This is a genomic window from Kitasatospora sp. NPDC058046 (assembly GCF_042885595.1).
Taxonomy (GTDB): Bacteria; Actinomycetota; Actinomycetes; order Streptomycetales; family Streptomycetaceae; genus Kitasatospora.
On sequence record NZ_JBHVRS010000011.1, the window covers coordinates 152770 to 172885 of the forward strand.

Here is a 20116-nt window from a genome sequence, read left to right on the forward strand (position 1 = left end):
CGAACGACGACAAGCTGCGCGACTACCTCAAGCGCGTCACGGCCGACCTCCAGCAGACCAGGCGCCGCCTGCGCGACGTCGAGGCCCGGCGCACCGAGCCGATCGCCATCGTCGGGATGGCCTGCCGGCTGCCCGGCGGCGTCGCCTCCCCGGCCGACCTGTGGCGCCTGGTCCACGACGGTACCGACGCCATGGCCCCGTTCCCCCGCGACCGGGGGTGGGACGTGGACGGCCTGTACGACCCCGACCCGGACGCCGCCGGGAAGACCTACGCCGAGCAGGGCGGCTTCCTCGCCGACCCGGGCGGCTTCGACGCCGCGCTCTTCGGGATCTCCCCGCGCGAGGCGCTGGCGACGGACCCGCAGCAGCGGCTGCTGCTGGAGGCCTCCTGGGAGGCCCTGGAGCGGGCCGGCATCGACCCGGCCTCGCTCAAGGGGCAGCCGGTCGGCGTCTACGCGGGGCTGATGTACCACGACTACGCGCACCACGTGCTCAACCTCCCGGAGGGCCTGGAGGGGTACTTCGGGATCGGCAACTCGGGCTCCGTCGCCTCCGGCCGGGTCTCCTACACCCTCGGCCTCGAAGGCCCGTCGGTGACGGTGGACACCGCCTGCTCCTCCTCGCTGGTCGCCGTCCACCTGGCCGCGCAGGCGCTGCGCGACGGCGAGTGCACGCTGGCCCTGGCCGGCGGGGTCGCCGTGATGGCCACGCCGGAGGTGTTCGTCGACTTCGCCACCCAGCGCGGCCTGGCGCGCGACAGCCGCTGCAAGGCGTACGCGGACGGCGCCGACGGGACCGGGCTCGCCGAGGGCGTCGCCGTCCTCCTGCTGGAGCGGCTGTCGGACGCCCGGCGGCTGGGGCACGAGGTGCTGGCCGTGGTCCGGGGTTCGGCCGTCAACCAGGACGGCGCGTCCAACGGCCTCACCGCCCCGAACGGCCCCTCGCAGGAGCGGGTGATCCGGGCGGCCCTGGCCAACGCCCGGCTGACGGCGGCGGACGTCGACGCCGTCGAGGGGCACGGGACGGGGACCTCGTTGGGCGACCCGATCGAGGCGCAGGCGGTGCTGGCCACGTACGGGCAGGGCCGTCCGGCCGAACAGCCGCTCTGGCTCGGGTCGTTGAAGTCCAACATCGGCCACACCCAGGCGGCGGCCGGTGCGGCCGGGGTCATCAAGATGGTGGAGGCGCTGCGGCACGGCGTGCTGCCGAAGAGTCTGCACATCGACACACCCACCTCGAAGGTCGACTGGGACTCGGGCGCGGTCGCGCTCCTCACCGAACGCCGCGACTGGCCGGAGGTCGACCGGCCGCGCCGGGCCGCCGTCTCCTCCTTCGGCGTCAGCGGCACCAACGCCCACGTGATCCTGGAGCAGGCCCCGGCCGGGGACGCCCCGCAGCCGGACGCCGAACCAACCGGCGCCGCACTGCCGTTGGTGCTGTCGGCCGCCTCCGAGAACGCCCTGCGGGCCCAGGCCGGCGCCTGGGGCCGGCTCCTGGCCGAGCAGCCGGACACCGGCCTGGCCCGTACCGCCCGCACCCTCGTCACCGCGCGGGCCGCGCTGGAGCAGCGCGCCGTGGTGGTGGCCGCCGACCGCGCGGACACGGTGGCGGCGCTGGACGCGGTGGCACGGGGGGAGGAGGCGGCGGGTGTCGTCTCCGGCCGGGCGGAGGTGAGCGGCCGGTCGGTGTTCGTCTTCCCGGGTCAGGGTTCCCAGTGGGCGGGGATGGGGCGTCGGCTGCTCGCGGAGTCGGCGGTGTTCGCGGAGGCGCTCGGTGAGGTCGACAAGGCTCTGAGGGCTTATGTCGACTGGTCGTTGCTGGATGTGGTGAACCAGGTGCCGGGTGCCGCTTCGTTGGAGCGGGTGGATGTGGTGCAGCCGGTGTCGTTCGCGGTGAACGTCGCGCTGGCGCGGCTGTGGTCCTCGCTGGGTGTGGTGCCGGACGCGGTGGTCGGTCACTCCCAGGGGGAGATCGCGGCGGCGCACGTCGCGGGCATTCTCTCGCTGGAGGACGCGGCGGCGGTGGTGGCGCTGCGGTCGCAGGCCATCGCGCGGGGCCTGGCCGGACGCGGCGGCATGGTGTCGGTCGGGCTGCCGCTCGCCGAGGTGGCCGACCGGCTCCCCGCCGGGGTCGAGGTCGCCGCCGTCAACGGCCCCTCCTCGGTGGTCGTCGCCGGTGACCCGGCCGGCCTCGACACCGTGGTGGCCGCCTTCGAGGAGCTCGGCGCCCGGGTGCGCCGGATCCCCGTCGACTACGCCTCCCACACCGCCCACGTCGAGTCCATCGAGGCCGAACTCGCCGAGCTGCTCGGCGCGGTGAAGCCTCAGCCGGCCGTCGTCCCGTTCCTGTCGACGGTCGAGGGCCGCTGGCTGGAGGGCCCCGAGCTGGACGCCGGGTACTGGTACCGCAACCTGCGGCAGACCGTCCGCTTCGCCGAGGCCGTCGAGACCCTGGCCGGTGACGGTTTCCGGGCGTTCGTCGAGGTCAGCGCGCACCCCGTGCTCGCCCACGCCGTCGTCGAGGCCCTGGAGGAGGCCGTCCAGGCGCCGACCGTCGTCACCGGCACGCTGCGCCGTGAGGACGGCGGCTGGGACCGCGTCCTGCTCGCCGCCGCCGAACTCCATGTGCACGGCCTGCCCGTGGACTGGTCCACGGCCTTCCCGGACGCCGCCCTCCTCCCCGCCTCCGAACTGCCCACCTACCCCTTCCAGCACCAGCGCTTCTGGCTGGAGACCCGCCCCGCCACCGACGTGGGCGCCGCCGGGCTGGCGCCCGTCGGGCACCCGCTGCTGGGCGCGGCGGTGCAGCTGCCCGAGGGCGGGGCGCTCCTCACCGGGCGGCTCGACCCGAAGGACCACCCGTGGCTCGCGGACCACGCCGTCGCCGGCACCGTCCTCGCCCCGGGGGCCGCGCTGCTGGAGCTGGCCTCGCGGGCCGGCGACGAGGCGGGCACGCCCACCGTCGAGGAGCTGGTGATCGAGGCCCCGCTGCTCGTCCCCGGGCGCGGCGCCCGGCAGCTGCACCTGCGGGTGGACGCGCCGGAGGACGACGCCCCCGGCGGCCGGCGGCCGTTCGCCCTGTACTCGCGGCCCGAGGACGGCGAGGGCGGTGCCTGGACCAGGCACGCCACCGGTTTCCTGGGCGGCGAGCAGGCGCCGGACACCGTCGCCCCCGGCGCGTGGCCGCCGGCCGGCGCGGAGCCGGTCGCCCTGGACGGCTTCTACGAGCGGCTGGTGGACCGCGGCTTCGGCTACGGACCGGCGTTCCAGGGGCTGCGGGCCGTCTGGCGGCTCGACGGTGAGGTGCACGCCGAGGTGTCCCTGCCCGCCGGCCGGGCCGCCGAGGACTTCGGCATCCACCCGGTGCTGCTGGACGCCGCCCTGCAGGCCACCAACTTCCTGGGCATCGCCGAGCCGGAGCCGGGCCACGTCCTGCTGCCGTTCGCCTGGAACGACGTGGCCCTGTTCGCCACGCGTCCCACTGCTCTGCGGGTGCACGCCCGGCAGACCGGCCCGCACGCGTTCTCGCTCGTCCTCACCGACCCGACCGGCGGACCGGTGGCCTCGGTCGGCTCCCTGTCGCTGCGGCAGGTGCCGGTCGACCGGCTGGCCGGCCTCGGCGGGGCCGGTACCGACCACCTCTACCAGGTGGGCTGGACGCCTCTCGTCCTGCCCGCCGGCGCGGCTGGTGTCTCCGCCCCGGCGGTGCTGGACCTGACCACCGGGACGGCCGAGGGGCCCGAGGGCGCCCGGGCGCTGGTCGGCCGGGTCTCGGAGTTCCTGCACCAGGGGCTCACCGATCCCGCCCGGAGAGGGGCGCCGCTGGCGGTCGTGACCGGGCCCCCGGACGCGGACCCGGCGGTCAACGCGGTGTGGGGGCTGGTCCGTTCGGTCCAGCAGGAGCAGCCCGGCCGGATCGTGCTCCTCGGCGGCGAGGGGACGGGCTTCCCCGCCGCGGCGGTGGACCCGTCGGTGGTGGGCGGCCTGCTGGCGTCCGGCGAGACCCAGGCGCTCTGGCGCGACGGCGGTGTGGTGGTGCCGCGTCTGGCGCGTGCCTCCGCTCCGGCCTCCGCCGACGGGCACGGCGTCCTGGATCCGGCGGGGACGGTGCTGGTGACCGGTGGTACGGGGACGTTGGGCGGGTTGGTGGCCCGGCATCTGGTGGAGTCGCACGGGGTGCGGCGGCTGGTGCTGGTGAGTCGCCGCGGTGCGGCGGCGCCGGGTGCGGCGGAGTTGGTGGCCGGGCTTGAGGCGCTCGGTGCCGAGGTGGAGGTGGTGGCCGCGGACGTGTCGGACCGTTCGGTGGTCGACGACCTGGTCCGTCGGGTCCCGGAGGGGCGTCCGCTGACGGCGGTGGTGCACACGGCCGGTGCACTGGCCGACGGTGTGTTCGAGGGCCAGCCCGCAGGGCGGCTGGGGGAGGTGTTCGCGCCGAAGGCGGACGCGGCCTGGCACCTGCACGAGGCGACCGAGGGCCTGGGTCTGGCGGCCTTCGTGCTCTTCTCCTCCGGCGCCAGTGTGTTCGGGAACGCCGGGCAGAGCCTGTACGGGTCGGCGAACGGGTTCCTGGACGGTCTGGCCGGGTGGCGTCGTGAGCGCGGTCTGCCGGCGGTGTCGCTGGCCTGGGGCCTGTGGGCTCAGGCCAGTGGGCTGACCGGGCACCTGGACGAGGCGGACCGGGCCCGGCTGGCCCGGGGTGGTCTCAAGGCCCTGGCGACGGAGGAGGCGCTGGCGCTGTTCGATGCCGCGCTGCGTTCTCCGGAGGCGCTGCTGGTCCCGACCCGGCTGGACCGCGACGCGCTGCGCGGGCAGGCGGCGGGCGGCGAGCTGAACCCGCTGCTGCGCGGTCTGGTCCGCACCCCCCGGCGCACCGCCGCCACCGGAGCGCCCGCCGACGACGCGGCGGACTTCGCCGCCCGGCTGGCCGCGCTGCCGGAGCGCGAGCAGCACCGCGAGGTCCTCGACCTGGTGCGCTCCGCCGCCGCCGCCGTCCTCGGGCACCCGTCCAAGAACGCCGTCGCCGCCGCCCAGGCCTTCAAGGAGGCCGGGTTCGACTCGCTCGGCGCGGTGCAGCTGCGTAACCGGCTGGCCCGGGCGACGGGCGTCCGGCTCCCGGCGACCCTGGTCTTCGACCACCCGACCCCGCTCGCGCTCGCCCGCCACCTGCGGTCCGAGCTGCTGCCGGAGCCGGTGGCGGGCCCGGCGGCCGTGACCCCCGAGCCGCGCGCGGCGGGCCCGGACGCGGGACCGGTGCCCGTGGACGGGCCCGCCATCGCGGACCTGGACATCGACGGCCTGGTCGCCCGCGCCCTGCGCGGCCGCGGCTGAACCTCCCACCTACCGCGCCCACCCGACCGCGCGGACCCGACCGCGCGGACCCACCGCGCAGACCCACCGAGCAGACCCACCGAGCCGACGCACCGCGCTCACCGACCCGCGCCCGTTCGTCCGCGCTCGGCGCCCGGCGCACCATCCGAAAGGCTGACATGACCACCACCACCAACGACGGCGCGGCCGCCCTCGACCAGACGGCGAGGCTGGTCGAGGCACTGCGGGCCGCGCTCCAGGATAACGAACAACTCGCCTCCGAGAAGGCCGCGTTGGAGGCGGCGGCCGGTGAGCCGATCGCCATCGTCGGGATGGCCTGCCGGCTGCCGGGCGACGTCGCCTCCCCGGCCGACCTGTGGCAGCTGGTCGCCGACGGACGCGACGGAGTGGCCGAGTTCCCCGAGGACCGCGGCTGGGACCTCGACGGACTCTTCGACCCCGACCCGGACCGGGCCGGCCGCTCCTACGTCCGCGAGGGCGGATTCCTGCACGGCGCCGCCGACTTCGACGCCGCCTTCTTCGGGATCTCGCCGCGCGAGGCGCTCGCCATGGACCCGCAGCAGCGGCTGCTGCTGGAGACCTCCTGGGAGGCCCTGGAGCGGGCCGGCCTGGACCCGGCGGGCCTGCGCGGCACGGCCGTCGGCGTGTTCTCCGGCGTCATGTACCACGACTACGCCACCGGACTGCGAAGCGTGCCCGCCGGGCTCGAAGGCTTCCTCGCCACCGGCACCTCCGGCTCCGTGGCCTCGGGCCGGGTCGCCTACACGCTCGGCCTGGAGGGGCCCGCGATCACCGTCGACACCGCCTGCTCCTCCTCGCTGGTCGCCGTCCACCTGGCCGCCCAGTCGCTGCGCAGCGGCGAGTCGACGCTGGCGCTGGCCGGCGGTGTCGCGGTGATGTCCCAGCCCTCGCCGTTCGTGGAGTTCTCCCGGCAGCGCGGCCTGGCGACCGACGGGCGCTGCAAGGCCTTCGCGGACGCCGCCGACGGCACCGGCTGGGCGGAGGGCGTGGCGGTCCTCGTCCTGGAGCGGCTGTCGGACGCCCGGCGCCTGGGGCACGAGGTGCTGGCCGTGGTCCGGGGTTCGGCCGTCAACCAGGACGGCGCGTCCAACGGCCTCACCGCGCCCAACGGGCCCGCTCAGCAGCGGGTGATCCGGGCGGCCCTCGCCAACGCCCGGCTGACGGCCGCCGACGTCGACGCTGTCGAGGGCCACGGCACCGGCACCCCGCTGGGCGACCCGATCGAGGCGCAGGCGGTGCTGGCCACCTACGGGCAGGGCCGACCGGCCGAACAGCCGCTCTGGCTGGGGTCGTTGAAGTCCAACATCGGCCACACCCAGGCCGCCGCCGGCGTCGCCGGCGTGATCAAGATGGTCGAGGCGCTGCGCCACGGCGTGCTGCCGCGGACCCTCCACGTGGACGCGCCGACGACCCAGGTCGACTGGTCGGTCGGGGAGGTGCGGCTGCTGACGGAGGCCCGGCCGTGGCCGGCGGCCGACCGCCCGCGCCGGGCCGCCGTGTCGGCCTTCGGGGTGAGCGGCACCAACGCCCACGTCATCCTGGAGGAGGCGCCCACCGCAAAGCCCGCCGCCGAGCCCACCGCCCCCGAGGCCGCCGCCGTCCCCTGGCTGCTGTCCGCCGCTTCCGCCGGCGCCCTGCGTGCCCAGGCGGAGCGGCTGCTCGACTACACCGAGGCACGCGGCCCGGCACCCGCCGACGCGGCCCGGACGCTGGCCGAGGCCCGGACCCTGCTGGCGCACCGCGCCGTCGTGGTGGCCGACGCGCTCGACGGCCACCGCACCGGCCTGGCCGCGCTCGCGGGCGACGCCGCCTCGCCCGCCCTGGTCACCGGCACGGCGGACGTCGCCGGGCAGACCGTCTTCGTCTTCCCGGGCCAGGGTTCCCAGTGGGCGGGGATGGGTCGTCGGCTGCTCGCCGAGTCCGCGGTCTTCGCGGAGGCGCTCGGTGAGGTCGACAAGGCCCTGACGTCCTATGTCGACTGGTCGTTGCTCGATGTGGTGAACCAGGTGCCGGGTGCCGCTTCGTTGGAGCGGGTGGACGTGGTGCAGCCGGTGTCGTTCGCGGTGAACGTCGGCCTGGCGCGCCTCTGGGCGTCGCTGGGCGTGGTGCCGGACGCGGTGGTCGGCCACTCCCAGGGCGAGATCGCGGCGGCGCACGTCGCCGGCATCCTCTCCCTGGACGACGCGGCGGCCGTGGTGGCGCTGCGGTCGCAGGCCATCGCCCGGGGTCTGGCGGGCCGGGGCGGCATGGTCTCGGTCGGCCTTCCCCGGGAGCGGGTGGCGGGCGCGCTGCCGGACGGCGTCGAGCTCGCGGCCGTGAACGGTCCGTCCTCGGTGGTCGTCGCCGGTGACCCGGCCGCGCTCGACACCCTGGTGACCGCGTACGAGGAGCAGGGTGTGCGGGTGCGGCGGATCCCGGTGGACTACGCCTCGCACACCTCGCACGTGGAGTCCATCGAGGCCGAACTCGCCGAGCTGCTGGGCTCCGTGAAGCCCCAGCCCGCCGCGATCCCCTTCCTCTCCACCGTCGAGAGCCGCTGGCTGGAGGGCCCGGAGCTGGACGCGGAGTACTGGTACCGCAACCTGCGGCAGACCGTCCGCTTCGCCGAGGCCGTCGAGACCCTCGCCGCCGCCGAGTACCGGGCGTTCGTCGAGGTCAGCGCCCACCCCGTACTCGCGCACGGCATCGTCGAGGCCCTGGAGGCGGCCTCCGTGCGCGACGCGGCCGTCACCGGGACCCTGCGGCGCGACGAGGGCGGCTGGGACCGCGTCCTGCTCTCGGCCGCCGCGCTGCACGTCCGCGGCGTCGAGGTCGACTGGTCGGCCTCCTACGCGGGCGCCGGCACCCTCCCCGCCTCCGAGCTTCCGACCTACCCCTTCCAACACCGGCACTACTGGCTGGAGTCGGTGCCCGTGACGACCACCCCCGCAGGAGATTCCCCGATGGCCACCGAGACCGAGCCCGACACCACCACCGAGGAGGCGCCCGGCGCCGTCCTCGCCCGCCGGCTGGCGGACGCCGACCCGGGGGAGCGCCTGGCCGTGCTGGTCGACGTGGTCCGCACGGAGGTCGCGGCCGTCCTCGGCCACGAGGGCACCGACGAGATCGGGGCGGACGCCGTCTTCTTCGACATCGGCTTCGTCTCGCTGACCGCCGTCGAGCTGCGCAACCGCCTCCAGAACGTCACCGGGCTCGAACTGCCCGCCCTGCTCGCCTTCGACCAGCCGACCCCGGAGCGGATCGCCGGCCACCTCCTCTCCCTGCTCGACGAGACCGGCTCCGGCGAGACCGCGCCCGACGAGACCGAAGCCGCCGAGACCGTGCCCGCCGAGCAGCGGACCGAAGGGAAGTGACCGCCGTGTTCGACACCACCGCCTACCTCAAGGCCCTCGACTACGACGGCCCGCTCGACCCCACCGCCGACACCCTGCGCGAGCTGCACCGGCGCCACCTGATCGCCATCCCGTACGACTCCTCGCTCAACACCGCCCGCGGCGAGGCCCTGTGGGCGGGCGTCGACATCGACGTCGACGCCGTGTTCGACGCCGTCGTGCTCGGCGGCCGGGGCGGCGTCTGCTACGAACTGAACGGGCTCTTCCTCGCGCTGCTGCGCGAACTCGGCTACGAGACCGGGCTGTTCTCGGCCGGGATCCGCCAGGTGGACGACAGCTTCGGGCCGGACCTGGAGCACGTCCTCGGCTTCGTCCGGCTGGACGGCGACCTCTGGCTGGTCGACGTCGGCTTCGTCGGCCCGTCCTACCTGGAGCCGCTGCGGGTGGTGCCCGACGAGGTGCAGCCGCAGTTCGGCACCGACTTCCGCGTCGTGCGCGCGGACACCGGCCACCACGTGGTGCAGCGCCGGGGCCGGGTCGGCGACTGGCGCGCCGTCTACCGGTTCCACGCGCGGCCGCGCGCCTTCGCGGACTGGCTGGTCCCCTCGCCGGAGCTGGACCGGTTCGCCCGGGCCCTGGCCGGCTCCGGCATCGTGGTGCGCGGCCGGGCCTTCGAGGGCGGCCAGCGGATCCTGATCGGCACCCGCCTGGTCGTCGTCGAGGACGGCACCGAGCGGCTGCGCGGCCTCGCCGACCCGGAGGAGCACGCCCGGGTGCTCGCCGAGATCCTGCGGAAGGACGCGGCCACCGCATGAGCACCCCCGTCCACACCGAGACCGCCGCCGCTGTGGGAGACGGCGACGGCTTCGACACCGACGTCGCGATCGTCGGCTACGGGCCGGTCGGCCAGACCGCCGCCCTGCTGCTGGCCGCCCGCGGCCACCGGGTCACCGTCCTGGAGCGCTTCCCCCGGCCGTACCCGATGCCGCGGGCGGTCTCCTTCGACGGTGAGTCCGCCCGCATCCTCGCCGCCACCGGCGTGGGCGCGGCCCTGGACGAGCACGTCGAGTCCTCCCGGGACTACGTCTGGCACAACGCCGACGGGCAGACCCTCTTCCGGGTGGACGTCGAGGACGCCGGCCGCTCCGGCTGGCCCGACTCCAGCGCCGTCTACCAGCCGGGCCTGGAGGCCGCGTTGGCCGCCCACGGCGAGCGGTACCCCACGCTGCGCGTCCTGCGCGGCCACCGGGTGACGGCGCTCGCCGACCGCGGCGACGCGGTCACGCTCACGGTCGAAGGACCGCGGACCGGCCCGTCGGGCGGCCCGCTCACCGCCCGCTGGGTGATCGGCTGCGACGGCGCCAACAGCGTGGTGCGCGAGGAGGCCGGGCTGACCGCCACCGACTTCGCGTTCTTCAACGACTGGCTGACCTGCGACGTCGTCCCGCACGACGGCCGGGAGTTCGTCCCCAACAACCTCCAGGTCTGCGACCCGGCCCGGCCGCGCACCGCCGTCTCCGCCGGGCCGGGCCACCGGCGCTGGGAGTTCATGCGGCTCGACCACGAGTCGCCCGAGGAGTTCGGCGGCGAGGCCAACGTCTGGAAGCTGCTCTCGCTGTTCGACATCGACCCCGGCAACGCCACCCTGCTGCGGCACGCCGTCTACACCTTCCAGGCGCGCTACGCGGACCAGTGGCGGCGCGGCCGGGTGCTGATCGCCGGGGACGCCGCCCACCTGATGCCGCCGTTCGCCGGGCAGGGCATGTGCTCGGGCCTCCGGGACGCCGCCAACCTCGCCTGGAAGCTGGACCTGGTGCTCACCGGCCGGGCCGGCGAAGGGCTGCTCGACAGCTACACCGCCGAGCGGCGCGAGCACGTGCGGCACGCGCTCACCATGTCGATGGACCTGGGCCGGGTCATCTGCCAGACCGACCCGGCCGCGGCCCGCGACCGCGACACCGTCATGCTGGCCGCCCAGGAGCGCGCCCGGCGCGGCGCGGAGGTCGGCGCGGCCCGGCCGCGCACCCCGGTCCAGCCGCTCACGGCGGGCCTGCGGCACGGTGGCGGGCCGGCCGGCGACCTGGTCGTCCAGGGACGGGTGACGGCGGCCGGCCGGCCCGCCGGGCTCTTCGACGACGTGGTGGGGCGCGGCTTCGTGCTGCTCACCACCGAGCCGCCGGAGAGCCTGCTCACCGCCGGGGACCGCGCCTGGCTGGCCGACCTCGGCGGCCACGCGGTGAGGGTGCTCGCGGCCGCCGACAAGGAGCCCCCGGCGGGCGCGGTGGGCGACACCGACGGGGTGTACCTGCCGTACCTGGCCGAGGCCGGGGCGGTCGCGGTGCTGGTCCGGCCGGACTTCTACGTCTACGGCGCGGCGGCGGACCGGACGGAGCTGGCCGCGCTCCTCGAAGCGCTCCGCACCGACCTCGCCGCCTGACGGCCCGCCCGTCTGAACCCGCCTGAACCCGTGGGGAGTTGCTCGCCCCCTCCCGCGCACGTGCTGACGGCCCGCTCCCCCTCCGCGTGGAGGAGCGGGCCGTCGGTCCGGGTGGGCGGTCCTCAGACCGCCACGGGCGCCCGCCGGGCGGAGTGCTCCAGCAGGATCTCCGCCACCACGCGCGCCAGGTCGAGGGTCTGGCGCCCGTTCAGCCGCGGGTCGCAGCCGGTCAGGTAGCGCTCGGGGAGCTGCTCCTCGCGCAGGTCCTCGCGACCGCCGAGGCACTCGGTCACGTCGTCGCCGGTCAGCTCCAGGTGCAGGCCGCCGGGGTGGCTGCCTATCGCCCGGTGCACGGCGAAGTAGCCGCTCACCTCGGCGGCGATCCGGTCGAAGCGGCGGGTCTTCAGCCCGCCGGCCGCCGTCTCGGTGTTGCCGTGCATCGGGTCGCAGAGCCAGACCACCGGGTGCCCGGCGTCCGACACCGCCTCCACCAGCGGCGGCAGCACGTCGGACACCCGGTCCGCGCCCATCCTGCTGATCAGCGTCAGCCGGCCGGGGACGCGGTCCGGGTCCAGCGCCTCGGCGTAGGCGACGGCCTGCTCCGGGGTGGTGGACGGGCCCAGCTTGAGGCCCAGCGGGTTGGCGATCCGGCGGGCCAGGGCGACGTGCGCGCCGTCGAGCTCGCGGGTCCGCTCGCCGATCCACAGGAAGTGGCCGGACAGCGCGTACCCGTCGCGCACCAGCGGCACCTCGTAGTCGAGCAGCAGGGCCTCGTGACCGGCGAACAGTTCGGTGCGGGTCGCGTCGGCCACCGAGTCCAGCACGTCGAGCGCCGCGCCGGCGCCGTCGTACGCGGTGAGCATCCGCCGCGGGTCCGGTGTGCGGGCCTCGGCCGTCGCCGCGAGGCCGTTGACGATGTCGCCCCGGTAGGAGGGCAGCCCGTCCGGGCCCGTCGGGCTGGAGCGCGGCTTGGCGTACTGCCCGGCGACGCGTCCGACCGGCACCACCGGCAGGCCGGAGGCGACCTCGAACAGGGTCGCGCAGTGCAGCAGGGCGTGCAGGTTGGCGCGCACGTGCTCGGGGGTGTTGCCGGCGAAGGTCTCGGCGCAGTCCCCGCCCTGGACGACCAGGGCCCGGCCGAGCGCGGCCTCGGCCAGGCGCTCCCGGAGCCGGTCCACGGCGGCGGGCTCCACCAGGGGCGGCAGGGCGCCGAGCGCGGCGCGCACCTCGCGCACCCGTTCCTGATCGGGCCACCGCGGTTGCTGGCCGGCGGTCAGGCCCGCCAGGGCCCGGGCGAGGTCGGGCCCGGTGCCGTCGTGCACCGTCAGGCTGGTGGCGGTCGGCGTGGTCATCGGCGTCGTCATCCCGTCTTCCTCAGGTTGGCCCACAGATCGGCGGGCAGGTCCTTGCGTCGGCGTACCCCGAGCTTGCGGTAGACCCGGGTGAGGTGCTGTTCCACGGTGCTCGCCGTGACGTACAGGCGTCCGGCGATCTCGCGGTTGGTGTAGCCGAGTACGGCGAGCGAGGCGACCCGCCGCTCGGACTCGGTGAGCGCGTCGACCCCGCCCGGCTCCCGTGCGTCGGCGGCGGGGCCGCTCTCGCCGAGGTCCGCCGAGACCGACAGCAGCTCCTGGACGAGCGGTTGCAGGGCGCACATGTTCGCCACGTGCAGGGCCTGGCGCAGCAGCAGCCGGGCCCGGCGCCTGTTGCCGGAGCCCTGGTGCACCCGGCTCAGGTCGGTGAGCACCCGCACCTGCTCGTAGCGGTCGCCGGAAGCCTCGGTGAGGTCGACGGCCTCGGTGAGCAGGGGGCCGCGCCGCCCGGCCGGCCCGGCCGCGGCGAGCAGCCGCAGCGCCGGGCCGCGGTTGTGCGGCAGGTCGGCGTCGGCCCGGCTGAGCTGTTCGTGGATCAGCCGCCAGGCGCGGTCCCGGTTGTCCAGCCGCAGCCAGGCGTCGGCGGCCTGGGTGCGCCAGGGCACCACCCCGGCGCCGTCCAGGCCCCAGGTGCGCAGCAGTTCGCCGCAGGACAGGAAGTCGGCGAGTGCCGCGTGGCCGTGCCGGGTCGCCTGGTAGTGCTCGCCGCGGGCGAACAGGTAGTGCAGCCCGTACAGGCTCTGGAACATCGCCTCACCGACGGCGTGGGTGAGGTGCTTGGCGGCCGAGCGGTGCTCGCCGGTGCGGCTCTCGGCGATGACCAGCGTGCCCAGCGGCAGGCCCACCGCGATGCCCCAGGAGGTGGGGCTGAGGTGGGTCAGCGCGGCCCGGCTGTGCTCGGCCGCCGTGGTCGGCTCGCCGAGCCGCAGGGCCGCCTCGGCGTGCGCCGCCGAGTACAGGGCCGTCGCGGTCGGGGCCTCGCGGCGCGCGGCGGTGCCGAGCAGCCGTTGGCTCCAGACCGCCGCGGTGTCGGCGCGCCCGGCCTGGAGCAGCACCCGCAGCGCGAGCAGCGCGGCCTCCTCGGCCCACGCGGTGCGGCCGTGCAGGTGGGCGTCGTGCAGCACCTGCTGGGCGTGGTCGACGGTCTCCGTGGCCCGTCCCCGGGTGAGCGCCCCGGCGAGCGCGGCGGCGGCCCGCAGCTGCGGGTCGACGTCCGGGGCGACCGTGTGCCGCAGGTCGGCGGGCAGCACCGGGACGCGGCGGCCCCGGGCCAGGCCCGGGTGGGTGTAGGCGAGCCAGGTCTCGATGTCGCGCAGCGCGCCCGTCTCGGCGGGGGAGGCCGGTCCGGCCGGTCCGGTCCGGGCGCGCAGCAGGTCCAGGACGGCCAGCGCCTCCTCGCCGCGGCCGTGCCACAGCAGGTACCGGACGAGGACGAGCGCCTCGGCGAGCCCGAGGTGCCCGGCCCGGACCGCGGCGGTGAGCGGCACCAGGTGCCGGGCCGCCGCCGAGGGGTTGAGCTGCCACTCGGCCTGCGCCAGCCGGTGCCGGAGCACCGCCCGGTCGTTCTCCTCGGCGGCCTCCTTGTGGGCCAGGCTCAGGCAGGCGACGGCGGTGCGGTGACGGTGGTCGAGCAGGGCGTGCTCGGCCGCCTCGGTCAGCGCGGCGACCGCCCACGGCGCGGGCGCCCGCCCGGCCTCGACCAGGTGCCGGGCCACCTCGGCGGCGGGGCTGCCCGTCTCGTGGGCCAACTGGGCGGCCCGCAGGCGCAGTTCGGTGCGCTCGTGCGGCGCGAGGTCCTCCAGGACGGCGGCGCGGGCGGCCGCGGTGCGCAGCCGTCCCTCGCCGTCCAGCAGTCCGGCGGCGGTGAGCGTGGCGCGGGTCCGGGCGACCGCGTCGGCGCTCTCCCGCTCGCCGAGCAGCCGGGCCACGTCCTCGGCCGGGGCCTCCTCGCCGAGCACGGCCTGGGCCTGGACGACCCGCAGCACGCCGGGGCCGGCCCGGTGGAGGCAGCTCAGCAGGGCCGGGCCGTAGCGCGGTTCGGGCTCGTCGGCGCGGTCGAGGTGCTCCTCGACGAGGGCGTGCAGCAGCAGCGGGTTGCCGCCGGCCACGTCCACCAGGCCGGGGCCGCGGTGCCGGGCGTCCTCCTCGCCCAGGCCCTCGGTGACCAGGCGCAGCGCGCCGGCCCGGGACAGCGGGGCCAGTGCGAGGCGGTGCGCGTGCGGGTGGCGCAGCAGTTCGGCGTGCAGCCGGCGCCGCGCGGGCCACGGGGTGCTGCCGTCGGTGAGGACCAGCAGCACCCGGCTCTGCGGCAGGTGGCGGACGAGGTGGCGCAGGAAGTGCAGGGACGCCTCGTCGGCGTGGCCGATGTCCTCGACGCAGAGCAGCACCGGGGTGTCGGCGGCGGCCGCGAGCAGGGCGGTGGTCAGGTCGCGGCAGGCGCGCAGCAGCGCCGGCGACGGCGGGCCGGCCGGGTCGCCGGCCGCGCCGCTGCCGTTGAGGGTGCTGCCGTTGAGGGCGCTGCCGCCAGCACTCCCGGCCGGGTCGGCGAGGACGGCCGGGTCGGCCAGCGCGGCCAGCCGCTCGGCGTGCCCGGCGGGCCAGCCGGGGGAGTGGGCGATCCGGTCGGCGATCCCGAAGGGCAGGTCCCGCTCCTGGGCGGAACAGCCCGCGCCCACGACCAGGACTCCGCGCTCGGCGGCCCGGGCGGTGAACACCCGCAGCAGCTCGCTCTTGCCGCTGCCGAGGGGTCCGTCGACCAGTGCCACCCGGCCCGCGCGGCCGAGACATTCGGCGAGCAGGTGGTCGAGTCTGTCGATGTGCGCGTCACGTTCCAGCAGGGAAGGCACCGGGTACCCCCGACCTCGTCTCTTGTAGGCGTCCGGCCGCCGGTCCCCGGCGGCTCTCCCGGGGCGGTGGCGACGGCCGCCCGCTCCCGGTCGAACCCATCATGGGGACACCCCGCCCATCGCCCGGGAACTGATCGCTCATGGGCGGGCCACTGCCGCCGGGGCGGCCGGGTGGGCAGGGCTGGTCCAGGGTCCTGACGATCTTTCATCGTCCCTGCTCAGGGGCGTGGAGGAGGCCGAGTGGGTGGCTGGAGGCATGGCGGAGGCCGGCCTCGATGCCGGTGCGGCGGTGGTCGCGGAGGGCGTTGATCGCGAGGTCGCGCGGGGTCGCCGTGTTCCCGGGCCCGTGGCCGGTGCTGATCTCGGGGGCGTCCTCGCGGAAGGCGGTGTCGCGGACGGAGCGGAGCCGGGGTCTCGACCACGGGGATCCACCGGTGACGCCGTTGCGACGCCCCCTCGGCCTGCACGCCTGCCCGATCACCGCGATGTCGAATCAGCCCGGCCGGTCGGCGGCGGCGAATTTGCCTCAGGGAATACCGGCAGGGGGGTCGCCATCGATAGCGTAGATCGAAGTCGACGTGCGGTCAACGGAAGGCCCCGGATCGATCTGATGTACCATCGGGCACATTCTCCGGAATGGCTTTCTCCGGAATCGCAGGGAATCAAGGGGGTAGGGGTGCGATTCAACGTTCTGGGGCCGCTTGAAGTGCTCTCCGACGGCACCGACGTGCCCATTCGCGGCCTGCAGCAGAGGGCCCTGCTCGGTGTTCTGCTGCTCCGCGCGAATAGCGTGGTGGGTATCAACGAGATAGTCGCCGCACTCTGGGGCGATGACCGTCCGTCCACGGCGCGGAAAATGGTGCAGAACTCGGTGGCCGGGCTGCGCCGCGCATTCCAGGCGGTCGGGGAGCCGGCGGACGGGAAACCCGCGCTGAATACCACTGTGCCCGGATACGTGCTCAGAATCGAGCCTGAACAGCTCGATCTCACGGAATTTCATGAGCTTGTCACATTGGGCCGGGCCCGACTGGCGGCCGGCGACTGGACGCGGGCCTCGGAACTGCTGCGCCGCGCCCTCGGCCTGTGGCGCGGTCCGGTGCTCGCCGACGTGAGCGACGCCGGGCTCACCTGGCCCGAGCTGGCCGCCCTCCAGGGCACCCGGCTCGCCGTCCACGAGGACTGCATCCAGGCCGAGTTGGCGATGGGGCGGGACCGCGAGCTGATCGGCGAACTGGAGTCCATGCTGGAGGCCGAGCCGACCCGGGAACGCCTGGTCGCCCAGCTGATGGTCGTCCTCTACAACTGCGGGCGCCAGTCCGAGGCGCTGGACCGCTACCGGCGCACCCGGGACCTGCTCGCCGACCGCTTCGGCCTGGAGCCCGGCCGCGACCTGCGACGCCTCCAGCGCGCGATCCTCAGCCACGACCCGGCCCTGGCGCTGCGGCTCACCACCGCCCCGGGCGGCGCGGCGGACTTCCCGCCCCCTGCCGGACCCCGGCCCGCGGCCGCCGCCCCGCAGCCGCCGCGCCCCCGGCCGGCCCCCGCCCCGCCCGCGCGCGCCGACGACCGCGCCGACGACAGCCGCGCCGACGACAGCCGCGCCGACGACAGTGGCGCCGGCCGCGCCGGGACCGCCGCCGCCCCGGCCGCCGAGCACGCCTTCCGCGCGTCCTGGGAACGGGTCGAGCGGCGCGCGGCCAGCGTCGTCATGATCCGCGCCCAGTGGACGGCCGACGGCGGCGCCCTCGCCCCCGAGCGCGTCGACCACGCCGTCAAGGAGCTGACCGCCGACATCCGGCGCGAGATGGCGCCCTTCGGCGGACACGTGCGCCGCGCCTTCGGCTCGGTGTGGCTGGTCGTCTTCGGCGTCCCCCGGGCCCACGAGGACGACGCCGAGCGGGCCCTGCGCGCCGCCCTCGCCCTGCACCGCCACTTCGAGGCGCCCGGACCGGCCGCCCCCGGGGCCACCGCGGCCGGACCGGTGCCCGGCAGCGGGGCCGCCGCCACCCGGCCGGTCACCCACCTCGTGGTCGGCACCGGCGAGGTGGTGGTCACCTACGACGACAGCGCGCCCGAGCCCGTGGAGGTCACCGGAGAGGTCCTGGACGCCTGCCACCACCTGCTGCTGCAGGTCCCCCGCGGGGAACTGTGGGCCGCCGACGCCACCGTCGAGGCCGGCGGCGCCGGCCTCGGCTTCGCCCCGGTCCCCGGCGTCCCCGGCGTCCACCGCCCCGCGCCCGCCCGCCCCGAGGGCCGCGGGCCGTCCGGGCACCCCGCCGAACCGCCGTTCCTGGAGCGCACCCACGAGCTGAACCTGCTGCGCGGCGCCTACCAGGACAGCGTCCGCCGCCAACTGCCGTACCTGGTCACGGTGCTGGGCGAGCCCGGCATCGGCAAGACCCGGCTGATCGGGGAGTTCGCCGCCGCGCTGCGCGACGGCGCCGGACCGCCGGCGCCCCGGGTGCTCCACGCGGGCACCCCGGCCTTCGACGCCCACACCCCCTACGAGCCGCTGGCCGGCCTGGTCCGCGCCTACACGGGCATCCGCGCCGGCGCGCCGGCGGCCGTCGTCCTGCCCGCACTGACCAACGTCGTGCGCGGGCTCCTCCCGCACGCCGACACCGGACCGATCGTCACCGCGCTCGCCGCCTGCCTCGGCCTGCCCGCCCCGGCCGCCTCCGCCGAGGGGCCGGACGGCGGCGCCGTCCCACGGGAGGAAGTCCTCGGCGCGCTGCGGCAGTTCCTGGAGGAGGCGGCCGCCGAGCGCCCGCTGGTGGTCGTCCTGGACGACCTCCACCGCGCCGCCGACTTCGTCCGCTCCTTCGTCGAGGACCTCACCGTCCGGCTCGGCCCGGTCGCCCTGCTGCTGATCGTCGGCGCCCGTTCCGAACTGCTCCACACCAGGCCCTCCTGGGGGTGCGCCAAGCGCCGCTCGGTCCTGCTGCACGTGGCACCGCTGTCCACCGCGGCCACCGCCACCGTGATCGGTGCCGCCTCCGGCCGCCGCCACCCGACGCCCGCCGACGACCGCCGCGCGGCCCTCGCCGACGGCAACCCGCTGTTCGCCCAGGCCTACGCGCGGGCGGCGGACGCCGGCGCCGACCACCCGCCGGCCGTCCTCGCCGTCGCCGCCGCCCAGCTCGACGGCCTCGACCGCACCACCCGCTCGGTGCTGCGCGACGCCGCCGTCGTCGGCGGCACGCTGTGGCGCGGCGCGGTCGAGGCCGTCAGCCAGCGCGACCCCGAGGAGGTCGGCCGCAGCCTGGAGCTCCTGGAGTCGCGCGAACTGCTGCGCCGGGTGCGCCGCAGCGGCGTCCCCGGAGACGTCGAGTACGCCTTCCGGTACGCCGTCAGCCGCGATGTCGCGCTCGCCCAGCTGCCCGGCCGCGTCCTGGTCGAACGCCACCTGCGGGCGGCCGACTGGGCCGCCCTGCTGGACGTGCCCCGCCCCGGGCTGCTGGCCTTCCACCACGACCGCGCCATCGCGCTCGCCGAGGCGGACGGCACCCCGGTGGAGGCGATGGAGCGCCGTGCCTGGGAGGCCCTGGTCGGGGCGTCCGCCCGGGCCGCCGCCGCGGGCGACGACGCGCTCGCGGTCAGCTGTCTCGACCACGCCCTGGACCGCTGCCCGCCCGGGGAGCCCGAGCGGGTCTGGCTGGTCACCCACCACCGCCGCATCCGCGACAGCCTCGGCGCCCGCGCCCATCGCCGCCGCCCGGCCGTTACCGGCTGACCCCGGCGGGGACGGGCAGCGCCGGGGCGAGGTCCCGCACGCGTTCCAGCGAGCGGATCTTCTCCTCGACGTCGGTGACGTTGTTGGTCACCATCAGCTCGTCCGCGCCGGTGCGCTCCAGCAGGTCCGTCAGCGCCCGGCGGACCTCCTCGGCGTCGCCGACCGCCTGGGTGCTGAGCAGCGCGTCGGCGGAGGCCAGCTCGGCCTCCGTCCACGGGTACGCCGCCGCCTCCTCGACGGTGGGCAGCGGCGCGATCGGCGAGGCGCCGTTCAGCCGCAGCACCGGGAACAGCGCCGGCGCCGTCAGCCGGCGCGCGTGCTCCGTGGTCTCCCCGCACACCGTGTAGGCGGTGACGATCGCGTGCGGCCGCTCGGCCCGGGCCGAGGGCCGGAAGCTCTGCCGGTACGCCCGCAGCGCCTCCTCGGTGCCGCGGGAGTTGAAGAAGTGGTGGGCGAACGCGTACGGCAGCCCGCGCCGGCCCGCGTCCACGGCGCTGCGCACACTGGCGCCCAGCAGCCACGGCCGGGGCGGCCGCGGCGGCTCCGGCAGGGCCTCCAGCCGCTGGTAGACGTGCCCGTCCGGGAAGCCGCCGTCGACGAAGGCGAGCAGCTCCTCCAGCGCCGCCGGGAAGTCCTCGTCGGGCGCCCGGCGCAGCGCGTGGGAGAGCAGCGGGTCCGCGCCCGAGCGGCCGATGCCCAGGTCCACCCGGCCGGGGAACAGCGCGGCCAGCGTCCGGAAGGACTCCGCGACGGCGTACGGCGGGTGGTTGGGCAGGATCACCCCGCCCGCGCCGATCCGGATCCGGCTGGTCCGCTCGCCGAGCGCGGCCAGCAGGACGGCCGGGACGGAGCCGGCGATCCCGCGCGAGTTGTGGTGCTCGGCCACCCAGAACCGGGTGTAGCCCAGCTCGTCGGCGGCCGCCACCAGCCGGCGGGTGCCGACCAGGGTCTCGGCGGGGCTGCCGGCGGAGTCGATGGACGATATGTCGAGGACGGACAGCGGGACGGTCGGGGAACTGCTGGTCATGCGGGGGTGCTCCTTACTCG

Annotated in this window: 7 protein-coding genes and 2 pseudogenes; 5 read left to right on the plus strand and 4 right to left on the minus strand. The window is 76.4% G+C overall.

Annotated elements, in window-relative coordinates; translation table 11 throughout:
• Positions 1 to 8: 8 nt before the first annotated feature.
• The 4 genes and pseudogenes from ACFVU7_RS23015 to ACFVU7_RS23030 all read left to right on the plus strand — a co-directional run.
• Positions 9 to 5327 (plus strand): annotated as a pseudogene (locus ACFVU7_RS23015) (type I polyketide synthase); the annotation flags it as partial.
• Positions 5328 to 5596: 269 nt separating this feature from the next.
• A pseudogene (locus tag ACFVU7_RS23020) lies at positions 5597 to 8701 on the plus strand (type I polyketide synthase); the annotation flags it as partial.
• A 5-nt stretch (positions 8702 to 8706) separates the two neighbouring features.
• Positions 8707 to 9495, plus strand: a complete 789-nt coding sequence (locus ACFVU7_RS23025; protein ID WP_388046808.1) for an arylamine N-acetyltransferase — start codon at positions 8707 to 8709, stop codon at positions 9493 to 9495.
• Entirely contained in the window at positions 9492 to 11117 is a 1626-nt protein-coding gene (locus tag ACFVU7_RS23030; RefSeq protein ID WP_388046810.1) for a bifunctional 3-(3-hydroxy-phenyl)propionate/3-hydroxycinnamic acid hydroxylase, read from the plus strand. The genes ACFVU7_RS23025 and ACFVU7_RS23030 overlap by 4 nt, the downstream gene beginning before the upstream one ends.
• Positions 11118 to 11239: 122 nt before the next feature.
• Here ACFVU7_RS23030 and ACFVU7_RS23035 read toward each other — a convergent pair whose 3' ends face one another.
• From ACFVU7_RS23035 to ACFVU7_RS23045, 3 genes are all read right to left on the minus strand, one after another.
• Complete coding sequence (locus ACFVU7_RS23035; protein WP_388046812.1) at positions 11240 to 12481, minus strand: 3-deoxy-7-phosphoheptulonate synthase; 1242 nt, start codon at positions 12479 to 12481, stop codon at positions 11240 to 11242.
• Positions 12478 to 15336: an AAA family ATPase gene (locus ACFVU7_RS23040; RefSeq protein ID WP_388046814.1), complete on the minus strand. Its 2859-nt coding sequence runs from the start codon at positions 15334 to 15336 to the stop codon at positions 12478 to 12480. Before ACFVU7_RS23040 ends, ACFVU7_RS23035 begins: the two co-directional genes overlap by 4 nt.
• A gap of 526 nt (positions 15337 to 15862) precedes the next feature.
• Positions 15863 to 16336 (minus strand): hypothetical protein, encoded by a 474-nt coding sequence (locus ACFVU7_RS23045; protein WP_388046816.1) that lies wholly within the window; start codon positions 16334 to 16336, stop codon positions 15863 to 15865.
• A gap of 12 nt (positions 16337 to 16348) precedes the next feature.
• Between ACFVU7_RS23045 and ACFVU7_RS23050 the strand changes: the two genes are divergently transcribed.
• On the plus strand, positions 16349 to 19069 hold the full coding sequence (locus ACFVU7_RS23050; protein ID WP_388046818.1) for a BTAD domain-containing putative transcriptional regulator: 2721 nt from the start codon (positions 16349 to 16351) through the stop codon (positions 19067 to 19069).
• Here the strand turns inward: ACFVU7_RS23050 and ACFVU7_RS23055 are convergent.
• A complete protein-coding gene (locus tag ACFVU7_RS23055) occupies positions 19059 to 20096 on the minus strand; it encodes an LLM class flavin-dependent oxidoreductase (protein WP_380777094.1) in 1038 nt (345 codons plus the stop codon). The two genes, ACFVU7_RS23050 and ACFVU7_RS23055, sit on opposite strands and share 11 nt — an antisense overlap.
• Positions 20097 to 20116 lie beyond the last annotated feature (20 nt).